The organism is Flavobacterium piscis (assembly GCF_031457575.1).
In the GTDB taxonomy this organism is placed as follows: Bacteria; Bacteroidota; Bacteroidia; order Flavobacteriales; family Flavobacteriaceae; genus Flavobacterium; species Flavobacterium piscis_A.
The window spans coordinates 179,301-192,897 of the sequence record NZ_JAVDWQ010000003.1 but is presented as its reverse complement, the minus strand read 5'-3'; the positions used below and the strand labels follow the sequence as shown (position 1 = coordinate 192,897).

Here is a 13,597-nt window from a genome sequence, read left to right as displayed (position 1 = left end):
GTAAAATTATGAATTCAGGCAAATATGTTTTTTCTCAAATATTAGAATTGGTCAATAGATATGAGTTTGAAAAAATAGTAAAAAAATATAATGGTAATTATCGAGTTCGAGAATTAAATTGTTGGAATCAATTTATACAATTATTTTTTGGTCAACTTACCAATCTGAACTCTATACGAGACATTTGTTTGTGTCTCAAAGCTCATCATAATAAGCTTTACCACCTAGGGATCAAGAACTACGTTGATCATACTACTTTATCAAGAGCGAATGAAAAACGGGATTGGCAAATTTTTGCAGATTTTGGATATTATCTGATAAAATTAGTTCGTCCTCTTTATACAAATAGTATTGTTCCTAATTTATCTATTGAAAATGAATTGTTCGCATTAGACTCAACAACAATTTCGTGCAGTATAAATCTCTTAATGTGGGCTGAAGGGAAATATAGTCGCGGAGCAATAAAGATGCATACTGTACTGGACTTGAGAGGCAGTATTCCTAGTTTTATTCTCATTACAGATGGAAAATATCACGATAGTAATATTCTTGATGAAATTACACCCGAGCCAGAAGCTATCTATGTAATGGACAAGGCGTATGTTGACTTTAAAGCATTATTTCGTATAAATACCTTTGATTCTTATTTTGTTACAAGAGCAAAATCGAGTTTAAAATACACTATTATCGAGCAAGATTTCAATATTGACGAATCAACAGGCTTAAGAGCTGATAAAACAATTGAATTAACGATTGCAAAATCGAAAAAACTGTATCCTAAAAAGCTTCGTTTGATAGAATATTATGATGCAGAAAAAGATAATTACCTTATTTTTATGACAAACAACTTTGAGGTATCAGCACTTCAAGTTTCTTATATTTATAAAAATAGATGGCAAATAGAGACATTTTTTAAATGGATAAAGCAAAATTTAGTAATTAAAAAACTTTGGGGACATTCACAAAATGCAGTCAAAATACATATTTGGACTGCAATTTGCACCTATTTAATTGTTGCGTATGTGAAAAAATCTGTTAAAAGCGAATTATCGATTTATCAAGTTATGCGAATTTTAGGTGTTTCTGCTTTTGACAAAACACCCATAAGCCAATTATTAAATGACTTTCAAAACGATCAAAATGTCAATGAACAACAATATAATATTTTTGATAATTTAAAATGAATATTTTAACGCACCAGCACTATTTCAAAATCATAAAATCTGGCACAAGAATTGTCTTGCATTCAAAAGAAAAATAATCTTACAAGGAGCGCTTAATTTTAAAATTTGTACTTTTATTTTTTCACCTTTATAACCTTTATATTTTATCACCTTTTAAAAATTAAACCAATCATGAAAAAACAAATTTTGAGCTTAGCTATTGTAGCATTATTAGCATTCGCCGTACAATCCTGCGAGAAGAAAGAACCAAAACCAGGTGAAGAAGAGTTAACGCTTGGAAACAAGGTTGACTCCTTAACAACAGATATTCAGCAAGCAAGAGATAGCGCTGTTATGAAGGCCGAAAACGCTGCTACTGCAGCAAAAGAAGCTTCTCAAAACACCATTCAGGAAGTAAAAGATGCTACTAAAAAAACAGCTGCAGAAGTAAAAGAAGCTTCAAAAAAAGCGGCAGATAAAGCAGAAGCTGCTGCCAAAGCTGCTAAAGACGGAACGGTTAAAACAGCCAAAGATGTAAATGAAGCGTTGAAAAAATAATTCTGTCTGAATTCAAATATTGAAACCATTCGTTACGGCGAATGGTTTTTTTATGCAAAAAAGGAAACAGATATTTTTTGTATTTTTGCTATTCAAATTTAGAAGATCAGCATGCATTTCATATCACAAGAGTTAGAAGATTACATCGAACAACATTCTGAAAACGAACCGGAATTATTAGCTAAGCTAAACAAAGAGACGTATCAGAAAATACTTTTACCAAGGATGTTAAGCGGTCATTTTCAGGGCCGTGTTTTGAGTATGCTCTCTAAATTGATCCGTCCTGTAAACATTCTTGAAATTGGAACTTATACCGGTTATGCCGCTTTGTGCCTGTGCGAAGGCATGCAGGAAAACGGACAACTGCATACTATTGATATTAAAGAAGAATTAGTTGATTTTCAGAGAAAATATTTTGATGCCTCGCCATGGGGGAAACAGATTTTCCAGCATTTAGGTGAAGCTGTTGCTATCATTCCAACTTTGGGTGTAAAGTTTGATCTGGTTTTTATTGATGCTGATAAAGAAAATTATCTGAATTACTGGGAAATGATTGTTCCGAAAATGAATAAAGGCGGAATCATTTTATCAGATAATGTCTTGTGGAGCGGAAAAATCCTGGAACCGGTTCACCCCAATGACGTCAGTACAAAAGTACTTTTAGAATATAATTTGCTTTTGAAAAATGATCCGAGAGTAGAAACGGTATTATTACCAATTCGTGATGGGTTAACGGTAAGCAGGGTTTTATAATTATCTATGTCATTTCGACGTAAGGAGACTCGAGCGACAGCGAACAGGCGTAGCAAATCACACGCGTAACTCAACAAAGATTGACGAATTCCTGTACTGAGCTTCTAATGTGATTTCTTCTTACGTCGAAATGACAAACAGGACGTAAAATTTCTTTTTGAAAATGGTATCCTAGCCCAGATGGAAGCGGCATCCTTTTGTTTTTTTCTTTAAAAAACAAAAGATAAGATACAGCGGGCAGCTGGAATTAGCTCCTAAACAGTATCCGGAAAATAACGCAGTTTTAATTTTTGATAAATTTTAAAAATTGCAAACCCGAAAATTGCTCCAAAGAAGTAACCTGCAAGAATGTCTCCCGGATAATGCAATCCTAAATAAATCCTGCTGTAAGCAAAAATTAAGGGCCATAAAAACAAGAATCCCAAATATTTAAAATGACGTTTCAGTACCAAAAATAAAAATGTAGCAACAGCCATTGTGTTAGCAGCATGACCTGAGAAAAAACTAAAGGATTTTCGAACCTGGACTATTCTAATAAATGAATTGATTTCAGGATTGTTGCAAGGGCGCAACCTTTCGAAAGTATGTTTGAAAAAATTGGTTGTCTGATCTGTAAAAGCAATTAAAACAGCTATAAAAAGCACTAAATACAAGGTTTGTTTTCCACCTATTTTTTTATAAATCAAAAAAAACAGCACTATAAAAAATGGCGTCCAATTGAGTTGACTGGTAATGATAAGCCACAATTTATCATATGTTTCGGAACCTAAACTATTTAGAAAAACGAACAAATTAACATCTATTCCTTGTATTTTTTCGAGCATATTATCTTTGGCGTTTTACAGGTCCTGAAATTGAATCTATGTCTTCTTTAATTTTTGCTATTTCGGTGGTGTCACCCAATAAATTATTTGTCTCCCCTAATATGTTAGATTTTGCATCATTAATCTGAGCATTGATATTACCTGTTATATCAGTAAGGGATTTTGTATCAAGACCATTCGCCTCTGCTCCTTTTTGAATTTCGCTTTTAATATCGTTGGTTGCGTTTTTTAATTGTGCCATTGCTTTTCCCATAGTACGTGCAATTTCAGGCACTTTATCTGAACCAAAAAGCATTAGTACTATAAACAGTATGAAAACTAATTCTCCTCCTCCTATACCAAACATATCTTTTATTTTTGTGTGCGACAAAGATATTAAATTTTGCAGCTTACAGTTTTAAAATTTACTTAAAAAAAAAGACTCTTTTTCAGAGCCTTTTTGGTTTATGTTTAATCAAATTTTGATTTTTGTTCTGTTTTGGGCCAGAAATTGTTGGTTATATCAATATCAGCCGTCATTAATTTTGGATCTATCTGAATACTTTTGATTGCTTTTTCGGTAGCGTATACTTTTTTAGCACTACTGTTATTTTTCCTCCAGATTTGTGCCGGATACTGGTAATTGTCTTTCGAACCGTCTTCATAAGTGATTTCAACCAAAATTGGCATAATCATTCCGCCCGGTTTATTGAACTCTACTTCATAGAAATATTTAGGTGATTTTAAACCGGTTTTCTCTTCAGCAGTGAAAGTTTGGTTTATATATTCGGCTAATGGTTTAAAATCTTCTATTTTCAATGCTTTTTTTCCGAAAGTATTTACCTCGGCATTATCTCCGGCAATTAAATAAACGAAGGGCCCTTTTTCATATCCAAAACGTCCTTTTCTAACTTTTACATCTTTAAGATCTGCAGTCGGGGTTTCAGAAACATAATATTGTTTTACCTCCCTGATTCCGATATCTACATAATCAGTTGAATAAAACCATCCCCTGAAAAACCAATCTAAATCGACCGCAGAAGCATCTTCCATAGTCCTGAAAAAATCTTCCGGGGTCGGGTGTTTGAACTTCCATCTGTTAGCGTATGTTTTAAAGGCATAATCAAACAATTCTCTTCCCATAACTACTTCTCTTAAAATATTAAGACCTGTGGCAGGCTTTCCGTAAGCATTATTACCAAACTGATGAATGGTTTCGGAATTAGACATAATCGGTTCTAAAAACTTTTGATCACCACTCATATACGGAACAATATTTTTTGCAGGCCCGCGTCTTGATGGAAATGTCGGGTCTAATTCCTGCTCAGCCAAATACTCTAAAAAAGAGTTCAGGCCTTCATCCATCCAGGTCCATTGACGTTCATCTGAATTAACAATCATCGGAAAAAAAGTGTGTCCTACTTCATGAATTACAACACCTATCATTCCGTTTTTTACTTCTTTACTGGTTACTCCATTTTCATCAGGACGACCAAAGTTCCAGCAAATCATTGGGTATTCCATACCCTGATCTTCTGCCGAAACAGATACTGCTTTTGGATAAGGATAATCGAAAGTATGAGAAGAATAGCTTTTCAGAGTATGTGCCACAACCATTGTTGAAGTTTCTTCCCAAAGCGGATTGGCTTCTTTTGGGTAAAGTGATTCTGCCATAACTGTTCTGTTTCCAATTTTTACTGCCATCGCATCATAAATAAATTTTCTTGATGAAGCAATACCGAAATCACGCACGTTTTTAGCACTGAATTTCCATGTTTTTTTCTTCTCGGAGAAACCTTTTTCAGCAGCTTCAGCTTCCGCCTGAGTTACAATTACAACTGGCTTATCAAATGATTTTTGGGCCTGCTCATAACGTTTTACCTGTTCCGGAGTAAAAACTTCGCTTCTGTTTGTTAATTCTCCTGTTGCATCAATTACGTGATCTGCAGGAACGGTAATGTTTACATCAAAGTTTCCAAAAGGAAGCGCAAATTCGCCGCTTCCCCAGAATTGCATATTCTGCCATCCTTCAACATCATTGTAAACTGCCATTCTTGGATAAAACTGAGCAATTACATATAATTTATTACCATCTTTTTCAAAAAATTCATAACCAGAACGACCGCCTTCTTTTTTGTAATTATTAATGTTATACCACCATTTAATAGCCAATGAAATTTTTTCGCCTGGCTTTAAAGGAGTAGCTAAATCAATACGCATCATAGTTTCATTGATCGTATATGGCATCGGTTTTCCTTTAGCGTCTTTAACATATTCAATATTAAAACCACGCTCTAAATCTTTTTTCAGATATTTACTTGAAAAACCTTCCAAAGGCAAAACCTGATTGATTTTTTCTCCTTCAGCCAAAGTCGATTGCGTATTGGCTTTTGCCTGATTCTGATCTAACTGGATCCATAAATACTCTAAACTGTCAGGTGAATTGTTAGAATAGGTAATCGTTTCTGAACCACTTAATTTTGAATTTTTATCATCAAGTTCAATATCAATCTTATAATCTGCCTGTTGCTGATAATAAGCAGGGCCCGGTGCGCCTGACGCTGTACGAAACATATTAGGTGTCGCCATCAAATCATACATTTGGCTAAACTTATTCGTATCATACTTTCCCTCCTGTTTGGGTACAATACTCGTATTTTTCTCCTGAGCCATTAGCATGGCAGGGAAAAGCAATAAAAATGAAAGTTTTTTCATAAACATTTTTGGGATTTTTTGAAGCTGTGAAAATACTAATTAAAACAACAAACTTACGTGTTCATTAATACTTTAACACTTCTTTCCTTGAAGATTCCGTAAAAAGAACGCTTCTTTTAGTATCAAATGCTGAAATATGTGTAATATTTTGCTGTTCAGGATTCCAATCAACTAAAACAGTATTTGAAATTTCAAGGGTTTTAAATTTTTCAACAGCTGTAATTCTCGAATAACAAACCAAAACATCATCAGCTTCGAGTTCTTTTGATAAAAAAGCAATTGGTTTGATTTGTCCGTTTATTTTTATGCTAAAGTTTTCCGAAAGATATTTTTTTAAAAGAAGAACATCTCCCTCCGTTTCTTTATCTGTTCCTATAAATGCTTTTTTATTGTATTTTTTTTCGATTCCTTTATTGAGGTCATCCACAAAAATTCGGGATGTAATTTGAATCATTTTTTTTTCGGCAGCATAATTCACCTGAAAGATACCCATGTAGAATTTATGGAATGTAAAAGATGACAATGACAAAAACAATATCCCCAGTAAAGGATAAATTACATACTTTTTCATTTTTTATTCAACTCTACTTTTTTAAAGTCTTTATTTTTATTGATCATAAAGTCAATCAATTCAAATTTTTCTTCTGGTTTTAAATGTTTCTTAGATTCTGAATCGTTAGAACAGTACATCAAAAACAAATCTATTTCATCTTCTTTTAGCTTTAATGTTTTAGTATAAAAATCAGATGTAAAATTATCTTTAGCGTATTCAACAAAGGCAATATCGCTTATAACTTCATCTTTAACCTCTTCATCTTTACGAAGCAGTTTTTTGACATCCTTAAAAATTCGAACAAAATCAGTTCCGTATTTTATAGTCTGATCTGAATACATTGCGGTGTTTTTTGGCGATGATAATTTATCCTCTTCAAACTGCATATCCACTATACTTTGTGAACCGCCCTGTAACGACTTTACTTTAAGCTCCTTATGAACTAAAACTTCTTTCAATTCAATATTCACTAAATCCAACGGCACAGAAAAAAGCACTTCTGCACAGTCTTTTTCTGTCAATACGATTTTTTTAGATTGAAAAGCGAAACCTGTAAACAATAGAGTGTCTTTTGGTCTGGCCATGATATCAAACAATCCGTTTAAACCAATAAAAGTTCTGGTATTGGCATTTATGTTCATAACATTACCACTCTCTATGGCTAATGATTTATTAACAACCTGCCCGTGCAAAGGTTTTCTCGAATTAGTTTGTCCTATTACAAATTGACAAAACAGACATACTATCAATATTCCAAATTTATCTTTCATGCTCTATAATTTTTAAATATTCTTGTGCTAAACCAGTTATTAAAAACATACTCATGGTTTTGTTCTTATTATTCAAAGATACAGCAAATTCAGGATTATCTACGCAGTAAAGTTGAAATCCTTTAATATCTTCAAGCGGAATTTTTAATCGTTCTGTATAATATACTTCATCAAAAAGATACTCCATTTTCCTGAAAAGCACCTCTTTTTTTTCAACAATTGCTTCTTTTTTAAGCATGGTGGTTCTTCCGGAAATATTATTTAAGAGCTTATCTACCGAAGTTGAATTTGCTGTATAAATCTTTCTTTCGGCAGGAGTGTATTTTTTTTGCCCATGCGGAATGATGCCTAAATTTTCTGCTGTAATATTAGAATTTTCATTCACAATTACCTCTTTCAGTTCTACCTCTTTGACTGTCATTTTTATCTGAAGTGAACTTAATTTTAAATCTTCACCAGTAATTCGAAGTTTTAGTGGCTCTAAATTAACCGAAGAGAAAACCAAAACATCTCCTTCTTTTACCACAATAGAAAACATTCCGTTAACATCAGAAACAGCCGTAACCTGAGTTGTATTGTTGATAATATTTACACCCTCTGCCGAAGATGATTGCTCAAAAATTTGTCCCTGAATTTCTTTGGATACAGCTATTTGTCCAAAACAAATCTGAGCGAGAAATAAAAACAGGGCTGGTAAGATATTATTTATTTTCACTTGAAAGTATTTCATTATATTTTAAAGCCAATTCACTTATTAAAAAAATTAATTTCGGTCTGTCCCTTGTTTCCAGAAGCATCCCTGCATATACATTTTCTACTATGTAAAACTTAAATCCACTTATATGTTCTGAAGGAATTTTTAAATAATCAATAAAGCAGGCATCTTCAAACATATAGCCTAATTTCTCAATATGACTTTCTTTTTTTTCAACCTTAACATTTTTTTCAACATTTTTTTGTTTCCATTTATTGCACTCAAAAGTAATTGGAGCGCTAAGTAAAAACAGGATTAACAAAGCATCATTTGTTTTCACCGGCAATTATTTCTTTATATTTCACCGCCAGTTCTCCTAATAAAAACTCTACAGTTGTTTTATTTTTAGAATTCAAAATAGCAGTAAACTTATCGTTTTCAACTGCATAATATTCAAACCCTTTTACATATTCCAAAGGGATTTTCAACCTGTCAACAAAATGCTCCGGCTTAAACATATTCTCTAAAAGCTTCATAAAAGCCTCTTTTTTCTCGACTGCAACTTCCTTTTTCAACATAGCAGTTCTGCCTGAAAAGAAATTCAATAAAGGATCTGCAGAAACAGAACCTCCAGCCATTGTTCCTGCATTTGCTGTTGCATTTAAGCCAGTAGCGGTCTGTAATTTCCTTTCTGCTGCCGTGTAGGTTTTCTGATTTCCGGGAATAATCCCTAACGAAACAGAATTAATATTATCATATCTTTTGATAATCACTTCCTGCAATTGATGAATAATCGGATATAATTTCACTGAAAAATTCAAATCCGAAAAATTCTCTTCACTAACTACAATCCTCATTTCTTTAAATTGTATGGATGAATAAATAAGTGTATCGCCTGATTTGGCAGTAATCAAAAAACCGCCAGATTCATCCGTTACTGTCATAGCTTCAGTCTTGACATTAACAACATAAACCCCTTCTACATCTCCTGCATTTGAAATTATTCTGCCTTTAAGTGGTGCCTGACCCGAAACAATTTGAGTCAACCCTAAAAACAAGACATATATAATTTTATTCGTCAAAATTCAGAAAATTTAAAATGATTCTTAAAGTTGTAAAAATATCTTAATGTCTTCTAAATTTAGTACTAATGCCATGGTAAAAATATGTTAATTAACCGTTGGGTGCAATTAGGTTTTGATGACAATTTTTCGTCAATTCGAGTGATTTTCAATAGAAAATTGTATCGGGAACAGAAAAATTAAAAACGGTTTTCCAATAACATTTTTTGCATCGTTTCCCCGCACAAAAAGCACCAGAATGACGTTTTTAATAATTCACACAACGAATTAATTAAACTTTCCGGCTTTTATACAAATTTGTTACTATTTAATACCTTTGGCTCAAAAATAATCAATATCAATTATGAAAAGCATTATAATTGCCAGCACTTCAACTTTGCATGGAGGCAGCTATTTAGAATATCTGTTACCAACATTAAAATTACATTTTAAAAGCCTTAAAAGCATTTTATTTATCCCTTACGCCCGACCTGGCGGTATTTCACATGATGAATACACTCAGAAAGTAACTCAGGCTTTTGCCAGTATAAACATTTCAGTAAAAGGAATTCATGAATTTGAAAGTGCTCAGGATGCCATAAAAAATGCAGAAGGAATTTTTACAGGAGGAGGAAATACTTTTTTATTGGTTACCCAATTATACAAATATAATATAATGCAAACCCTTTCTGAAGCTGTTAAAAACGGAACTCCTTATTTAGGAACAAGTGCCGGAAGTAATATTTGCGGTTTATCTATGCAGACTACCAATGATATGCCCATCATATATCCGCCAAGTTTTCAAACTCTGGGCTTAATTCCGTTTAATTTAAATCCTCATTATTTAGATGCAGATAATCATTCTAAACATATGGGGGAAACACGCGAAATGCGAATAGAAGAATTTCATGCTTTTAATACTATTCCCGTTCTGGGATTAAGGGAAGGAAGCTGGCTGGAAGTAAAAGGAGAAACAACTATATTAAAAGGTGATTTATCAGCACGTTTATTTCAACAGCGCCAAACGCCAGTAGAGTTGCCCGCCGAGAGTAACTTAAGCAATTTAAAATAAGTAATAGAAACAAAAAACCCGAAACAAAATTGTTTCGGGTTTCCAGAGCGAAAGACGAGGCTCGAACTCGCGACAACCAGCTTGGAAGGCTGGAGCTCTACCAACTGAGCTACTTTCGCATTAACAGGGTGCAAATATAAATAATTAAATCGTTTAAAAAAACAAAAAACAAAATTATTTAATTTAAATCTAGACCGGGGTTTTGATTTAGAGCGAAAGACGAGGCTCGAACTCGCGACAACCAGCTTGGAAGGCTGGAGCTCTACCAACTGAGCTACTTTCGCATTACTGAAGTGCAAATATAAAAAATAAGTTAAGTTTAAAACAAGCTTTTTACCAAAAAAAATAAATTAAAAATCACTATTTCTAGTAATCTATTTAAAATTAAAATGTTATAGCTTTGCTTTTTTATTCTAAACATGACATTAATTAAAGAAATATCCGCTGAGGAAACTTTTATTGTAAGACAACCCGTTCTTCGAAAAGGCAAACCTGTCGAAAGTTGTATTTTTGAGGGAGACAATTTAGACACCACTCATCATTTTGGATTATTTGAAAATAAAAATTTAACAGGAATAATTTCATTATTCACAACTTCCAATCCTATCTTTGCAGAAAAAAAACAGACACAGATACGAGGGATGGCTGTTTTGGAAGAACATCGAAAAAAAGGTTTTGGTGAAGCTTTGGTTTCCTATTGCGAAACCTATTGCGTTTCACAAGATGTTCAATTGATTTGGTTTAATGCCCGAATAGAAGCTGTTGATTTTTATAAAAAAATGAGATATAAGACCATTGGAAAACCTTTTGATATAAAAGAAGTTGGCGAACATTTTTTAATGTTTAAAAAAATATAATATGACAAAATTTTACGTTATTTTAATAGTGACAGTTTTTATAAGTTGCAACAAAAAGATTCCTGAAATTTCTGATCCAGGGGCAAAAACGGGACAACCTGCCATTATCCTTACAGATGAAAGAACGGTTGAAATTGATACTGCCTTAATAAATTCTTTTAAAAATGAAACCTTAAAACAGTTTTATGCTTCTTCTGAAAATAAAACCGTTTGGGGAAATCTTAAAAAGAGAAATTTTGTGTTAGCACAATTAAAAAATTCAGAAGAACTAGGATTAGACCCAAATGATTATAATGTCGTTAAGCTAAACGGTTACGAATCAAAAATAAACTCTTTAGATGATAAAGATTTTGCATTTTATGATTTGTTGCTGACCCATAATTTCGAAAAATATTTAAATCATCTTAATAAAGGCAAATTAGATCCCAAAAAATTATATCCTGACTGGGCTTTAAGTGAAAAAATATTTGATGTAAACAATGCACTAATTAAAAGCTTCAACAGCAATAAACTGGATAGCCTGATAGAACAAAGCCAATCAAGATCGCAGACTTACAAGCAATTATTGAATGCCTTGAAAATTATTAATGATTTTCCAGAAGACAATATTAAAACTATTGAATCAAAAGAAAAAATAACTTTAAATGATACCAATGCTGCTGTTATAAATATCAAAAAAAGACTTTTGTATTGGAATGATATGATCGGAAATGACAGCTTAACAACAACTTACGATAAAAAAACGTTTGAGTCTGTAAAGAAATTCCAGACCCGGCATGGTTTGGCTCCCGATGGCGTTATTGGAGCAGGAACAATTAATGCGCTAAATTTTTCAAAATCTAAAAGAAAACAGCAAATCATTGCCAATTTAGAGCGTTGGAGATGGTATCCAAATGAATTTTCAGAAAACTATTTTATTGTTAATATCCCGGATTACAGTCTGAATGTTGTTGAAAACAAAGACACAACGGTTGTTAGAAAAGTGGTAGTTGGAACCAGCAAACGTAAAACACCTGTTTTAACCTCAACATTAAAAACAATAGTTTTTAACCCAACATGGACTGTTCCCCCAACTATTTTAAAAGAAGATGTTGTTCCGGCAATGAAACGTAACAGGAATTATTTAAAGAATAAAAGTATCACTATTTATGATTCTGCAGGAAATGTGGTCGACCCGTTAAACTGGAACGAAAACAAGCCTCATAGTTACCGTTATGTGCAAAGTCCGGGATACAATAATTCGTTAGGATTAATGAAAATATTATTCCCTAACAATTACAGTGTCTATCTGCACGATACCAATCATCGTAATTATTTCGAAAGACACAATCGTTCTTTGAGTTCAGGATGCGTTCGGGTAGAAAATCCTTTAGAGCTGGCACAACATATTTTAAGTGACTCCAAAAATTGGTCAAAGGAAAAAATAGACTCGGTTATTGCAACCAAGAAAACGACCAGTATCAGAATTTCAAAAAAATTCACATTGTATCAATGGTATTGGACAGCCTGGAGCGAAAAAAATCAATTGATTTTTAGATATGACATTTATAATCTCGATGCCGATTTGTATGCTAAACTAAGAAACTAGTTTTGGTTCTATCACAAAACCTCTTGAAGGGTGATAGATATACAAACACGATTTATCTTTAATAGTCTGAATAATTTGGTTGGTTAATTCAACGGGAACAGCAGGACACCCCTGACTTCTGCCTAAACGTTTATGATCTTGGATAAAAGAATCCGAAACATAATCAGCACCGTGAATTACTACAGCTCTTTGTCTGGCATTGTCATTAATTCCCTTTTCAAGACCATCCAGACGCAAAGAAGCGCCATGTTTACCCTGATAGATTTCACCTGTGGCATAAAATCCGAGACTGCTTTGATAAGAGGAGTTTCTGTTTGAAAATTCAGAAGCAAATTCTTCACCTGTGTTTCGTCCATGGGCAACCAGAGATTGAAATAAAACGGTATTAGTAGCTAAATCAATAACCCACAAACGTTTGGTGTTAGAGGATAAACTAAAATCTATTAAGGTTAGGATATCTTTCTGAACAATTCCTTTTTCTTTTAATAAGTAAAAACCTTTCAAAGCTTCTGAAAAAGTTCTAAGTTCAGGTAATTTAAAATTGTTTGTATTTAATGTGTTATACACACTTTCAATTTTAGCATCTATAGCCAGTTTTTCAACTTTGGCTATGCTTTTTGAAGTTACAATTTTATTTTCGTAAGTATTTTTAGAATCTGTACCGAAAGACAAAAACAAAAATAGCAATGCGGGATAAATCTTATAAATCATTGATTTCGTTTAGGTTAAACTTGTTTTGGAGCTCGACAAATGTATAATTTTTTTACAACTACAAAAATTTATATCACTAAAAGTGGGTATTTTTGTTTAAACTTTAACACTTAATCTCACAAAAGGTTAAATTTAACTTACAAATAATTATTTTTGACATCACTTTTTAACCAAATGGTATTGATTTGATATTTAATCACTTAAATTTAAAAAAACAAAATTCTACAATTTTTAATATTCAAAAACTGTAACAATTTTAAAAATAACAGTCTGTTAATTCAAAAATTGCCTTACACAAA

At 32.7% G+C, this 13,597-nt stretch carries 15 protein-coding genes and 2 tRNA genes; 6 read left to right on the top strand and 11 right to left on the bottom strand.

The window, feature by feature from the left end; genetic code table 11:
- The first annotated feature begins 8 nt into the window (after positions 1-8).
- The 3 genes from J2W48_RS06185 (at position 9) to J2W48_RS06175 (ending at position 2,474) form a co-directional block, all read left to right on the top strand.
- A complete protein-coding gene (locus J2W48_RS06185; protein WP_310279463.1) occupies positions 9-1,184 on the top strand; it encodes an IS4 family transposase in 1,176 nt (391 codons plus the stop codon).
- A gap of 171 nt (positions 1,185-1,355) precedes the next feature.
- Positions 1,356-1,721 (top strand): hypothetical protein, encoded by a 366-nt coding sequence (locus J2W48_RS06180; RefSeq protein ID WP_310279461.1) that lies wholly within the window; start codon positions 1,356-1,358, stop codon positions 1,719-1,721.
- Positions 1,722-1,832: 111 nt separating this feature from the next.
- Entirely contained in the window at positions 1,833-2,474 is a 642-nt protein-coding gene (locus J2W48_RS06175) for an O-methyltransferase (RefSeq protein ID WP_310279458.1), read from the top strand.
- 254 nt (positions 2,475-2,728) lie between these two features.
- Here the strand turns inward: J2W48_RS06175 and J2W48_RS06170 are convergent, their stop codons facing one another.
- From J2W48_RS06170 to J2W48_RS06135, 8 genes are all read right to left on the bottom strand, one after another.
- Positions 2,729-3,298: a phosphatase PAP2 family protein gene (locus J2W48_RS06170; RefSeq protein ID WP_310279456.1), complete on the bottom strand. Its 570-nt coding sequence runs from the start codon at positions 3,296-3,298 to the stop codon at positions 2,729-2,731.
- Between the two features lies 1 nt (position 3,299).
- Positions 3,300-3,644, bottom strand: coding sequence for a Sec-independent protein translocase subunit TatA/TatB (locus tag J2W48_RS06165; protein WP_310279454.1), 345 nt, complete (start codon positions 3,642-3,644; stop codon positions 3,300-3,302).
- A 104-nt stretch (positions 3,645-3,748) separates the two neighbouring features.
- Entirely contained in the window at positions 3,749-5,992 is a 2,244-nt protein-coding gene (locus J2W48_RS06160; RefSeq protein ID WP_310279452.1) for a M1 family metallopeptidase, read from the bottom strand.
- 64 nt (positions 5,993-6,056) lie between these two features.
- The gene (locus J2W48_RS06155) at positions 6,057-6,563 is read right to left on the bottom strand and encodes a DUF6702 family protein (RefSeq protein ID WP_310279450.1); all 507 of its coding nucleotides are present in this window, start codon (positions 6,561-6,563) and stop codon (positions 6,057-6,059) included.
- Complete coding sequence (locus J2W48_RS06150) at positions 6,560-7,315, bottom strand: BamP family beta-barrel-assembly machinery protein (RefSeq protein WP_310279448.1); 756 nt, start codon at positions 7,313-7,315, stop codon at positions 6,560-6,562. The genes J2W48_RS06155 and J2W48_RS06150 overlap by 4 nt, the downstream gene beginning before the upstream one ends.
- The gene (locus J2W48_RS06145; RefSeq protein ID WP_310279446.1) at positions 7,305-8,045 is read right to left on the bottom strand and encodes a carboxypeptidase-like regulatory domain-containing protein; all 741 of its coding nucleotides are present in this window, start codon (positions 8,043-8,045) and stop codon (positions 7,305-7,307) included. Before J2W48_RS06145 ends, J2W48_RS06150 begins: the two co-directional genes overlap by 11 nt.
- Positions 8,017-8,349 (bottom strand): hypothetical protein, encoded by a 333-nt coding sequence (locus J2W48_RS06140; RefSeq protein ID WP_310279444.1) that lies wholly within the window; start codon positions 8,347-8,349, stop codon positions 8,017-8,019. The genes J2W48_RS06145 and J2W48_RS06140 overlap by 29 nt, the downstream gene beginning before the upstream one ends.
- Positions 8,336-9,091 (bottom strand): peptidase associated/transthyretin-like domain-containing protein, encoded by a 756-nt coding sequence (locus tag J2W48_RS06135; protein ID WP_310279440.1) that lies wholly within the window; start codon positions 9,089-9,091, stop codon positions 8,336-8,338. Before J2W48_RS06135 ends, J2W48_RS06140 begins: the two co-directional genes overlap by 14 nt.
- Positions 9,092-9,434: 343 nt before the next feature.
- Here J2W48_RS06135 and pepE point away from each other — a divergent pair, with 343 nt between their 5' ends.
- Positions 9,435-10,142 carry a dipeptidase PepE gene (gene pepE / locus J2W48_RS06130; protein WP_310279438.1) on the top strand — a complete coding sequence of 236 codons (708 nt, stop codon included), beginning with the start codon at positions 9,435-9,437 and terminating at the stop codon, positions 10,140-10,142.
- Positions 10,143-10,188: 46 nt separating this feature from the next.
- Here the strand turns inward: pepE and J2W48_RS06125 are convergent.
- Both J2W48_RS06125 and J2W48_RS06120 read right to left on the bottom strand, forming a co-directional pair.
- Positions 10,189-10,261 (bottom strand) — tRNA-Gly (locus tag J2W48_RS06125).
- A 92-nt stretch (positions 10,262-10,353) separates the two neighbouring features.
- A tRNA-Gly gene (locus J2W48_RS06120) sits at positions 10,354-10,426 on the bottom strand.
- Positions 10,427-10,561: 135 nt separating this feature from the next.
- Between J2W48_RS06120 and J2W48_RS06115 the strand changes: the two genes are divergently transcribed.
- Both J2W48_RS06115 and J2W48_RS06110 read left to right on the top strand, forming a co-directional pair.
- Positions 10,562-10,999 carry a GNAT family N-acetyltransferase gene (locus J2W48_RS06115; RefSeq protein WP_310279436.1) on the top strand — a complete coding sequence of 146 codons (438 nt, stop codon included), beginning with the start codon at positions 10,562-10,564 and terminating at the stop codon, positions 10,997-10,999.
- A 1-nt stretch (position 11,000) separates the two neighbouring features.
- Positions 11,001-12,587, top strand: a complete 1,587-nt coding sequence (locus J2W48_RS06110; RefSeq protein WP_310279434.1) for a L,D-transpeptidase family protein — start codon at positions 11,001-11,003, stop codon at positions 12,585-12,587.
- Here J2W48_RS06110 and J2W48_RS06105 read toward each other — a convergent pair.
- Positions 12,576-13,298: a murein L,D-transpeptidase catalytic domain family protein gene (locus J2W48_RS06105; RefSeq protein ID WP_310279432.1), complete on the bottom strand. Its 723-nt coding sequence runs from the start codon at positions 13,296-13,298 to the stop codon at positions 12,576-12,578. The genes J2W48_RS06110 and J2W48_RS06105 overlap by 12 nt on opposite strands.
- Between the last annotated feature and the right edge of the window lie 299 nt (positions 13,299-13,597).

Excerpts from the sequence above, each read along its gene's own strand:
- J2W48_RS06185 (WP_310279463.1), top strand. The coding sequence starts at position 9 with ATGAATTCAGGCAAATATGTTTTTTCTCAAATATTAGAATTGGTCAAT.
- J2W48_RS06180 (WP_310279461.1), top strand. The coding sequence starts at position 1,356 with ATGAAAAAACAAATTTTGAGCTTAGCTATTGTAGCATTATTAGCATTC.
- J2W48_RS06175 (WP_310279458.1), top strand. The coding sequence starts at position 1,833 with ATGCATTTCATATCACAAGAGTTAGAAGATTACATCGAACAACATTCT.
- J2W48_RS06170 (WP_310279456.1), bottom strand. The coding sequence starts at position 3,298 with ATGCTCGAAAAAATACAAGGAATAGATGTTAATTTGTTCGTTTTTCTA.
- J2W48_RS06165 (WP_310279454.1), bottom strand. The coding sequence starts at position 3,644 with ATGTTTGGTATAGGAGGAGGAGAATTAGTTTTCATACTGTTTATAGTA.
- J2W48_RS06160 (WP_310279452.1), bottom strand. The coding sequence starts at position 5,992 with ATGAAAAAACTTTCATTTTTATTGCTTTTCCCTGCCATGCTAATGGCT.
- J2W48_RS06155 (WP_310279450.1), bottom strand. The coding sequence starts at position 6,563 with ATGAAAAAGTATGTAATTTATCCTTTACTGGGGATATTGTTTTTGTCA.
- J2W48_RS06150 (WP_310279448.1), bottom strand. The coding sequence starts at position 7,315 with ATGAAAGATAAATTTGGAATATTGATAGTATGTCTGTTTTGTCAATTT.
- J2W48_RS06145 (WP_310279446.1), bottom strand. The coding sequence starts at position 8,045 with ATGAAATACTTTCAAGTGAAAATAAATAATATCTTACCAGCCCTGTTT.
- pepE (WP_310279438.1), top strand. The coding sequence starts at position 9,435 with ATGAAAAGCATTATAATTGCCAGCACTTCAACTTTGCATGGAGGCAGC.
- J2W48_RS06115 (WP_310279436.1), top strand. The coding sequence starts at position 10,562 with ATGACATTAATTAAAGAAATATCCGCTGAGGAAACTTTTATTGTAAGA.
- J2W48_RS06110 (WP_310279434.1), top strand. The coding sequence starts at position 11,001 with ATGACAAAATTTTACGTTATTTTAATAGTGACAGTTTTTATAAGTTGC.
- J2W48_RS06105 (WP_310279432.1), bottom strand. The coding sequence starts at position 13,298 with ATGATTTATAAGATTTATCCCGCATTGCTATTTTTGTTTTTGTCTTTC.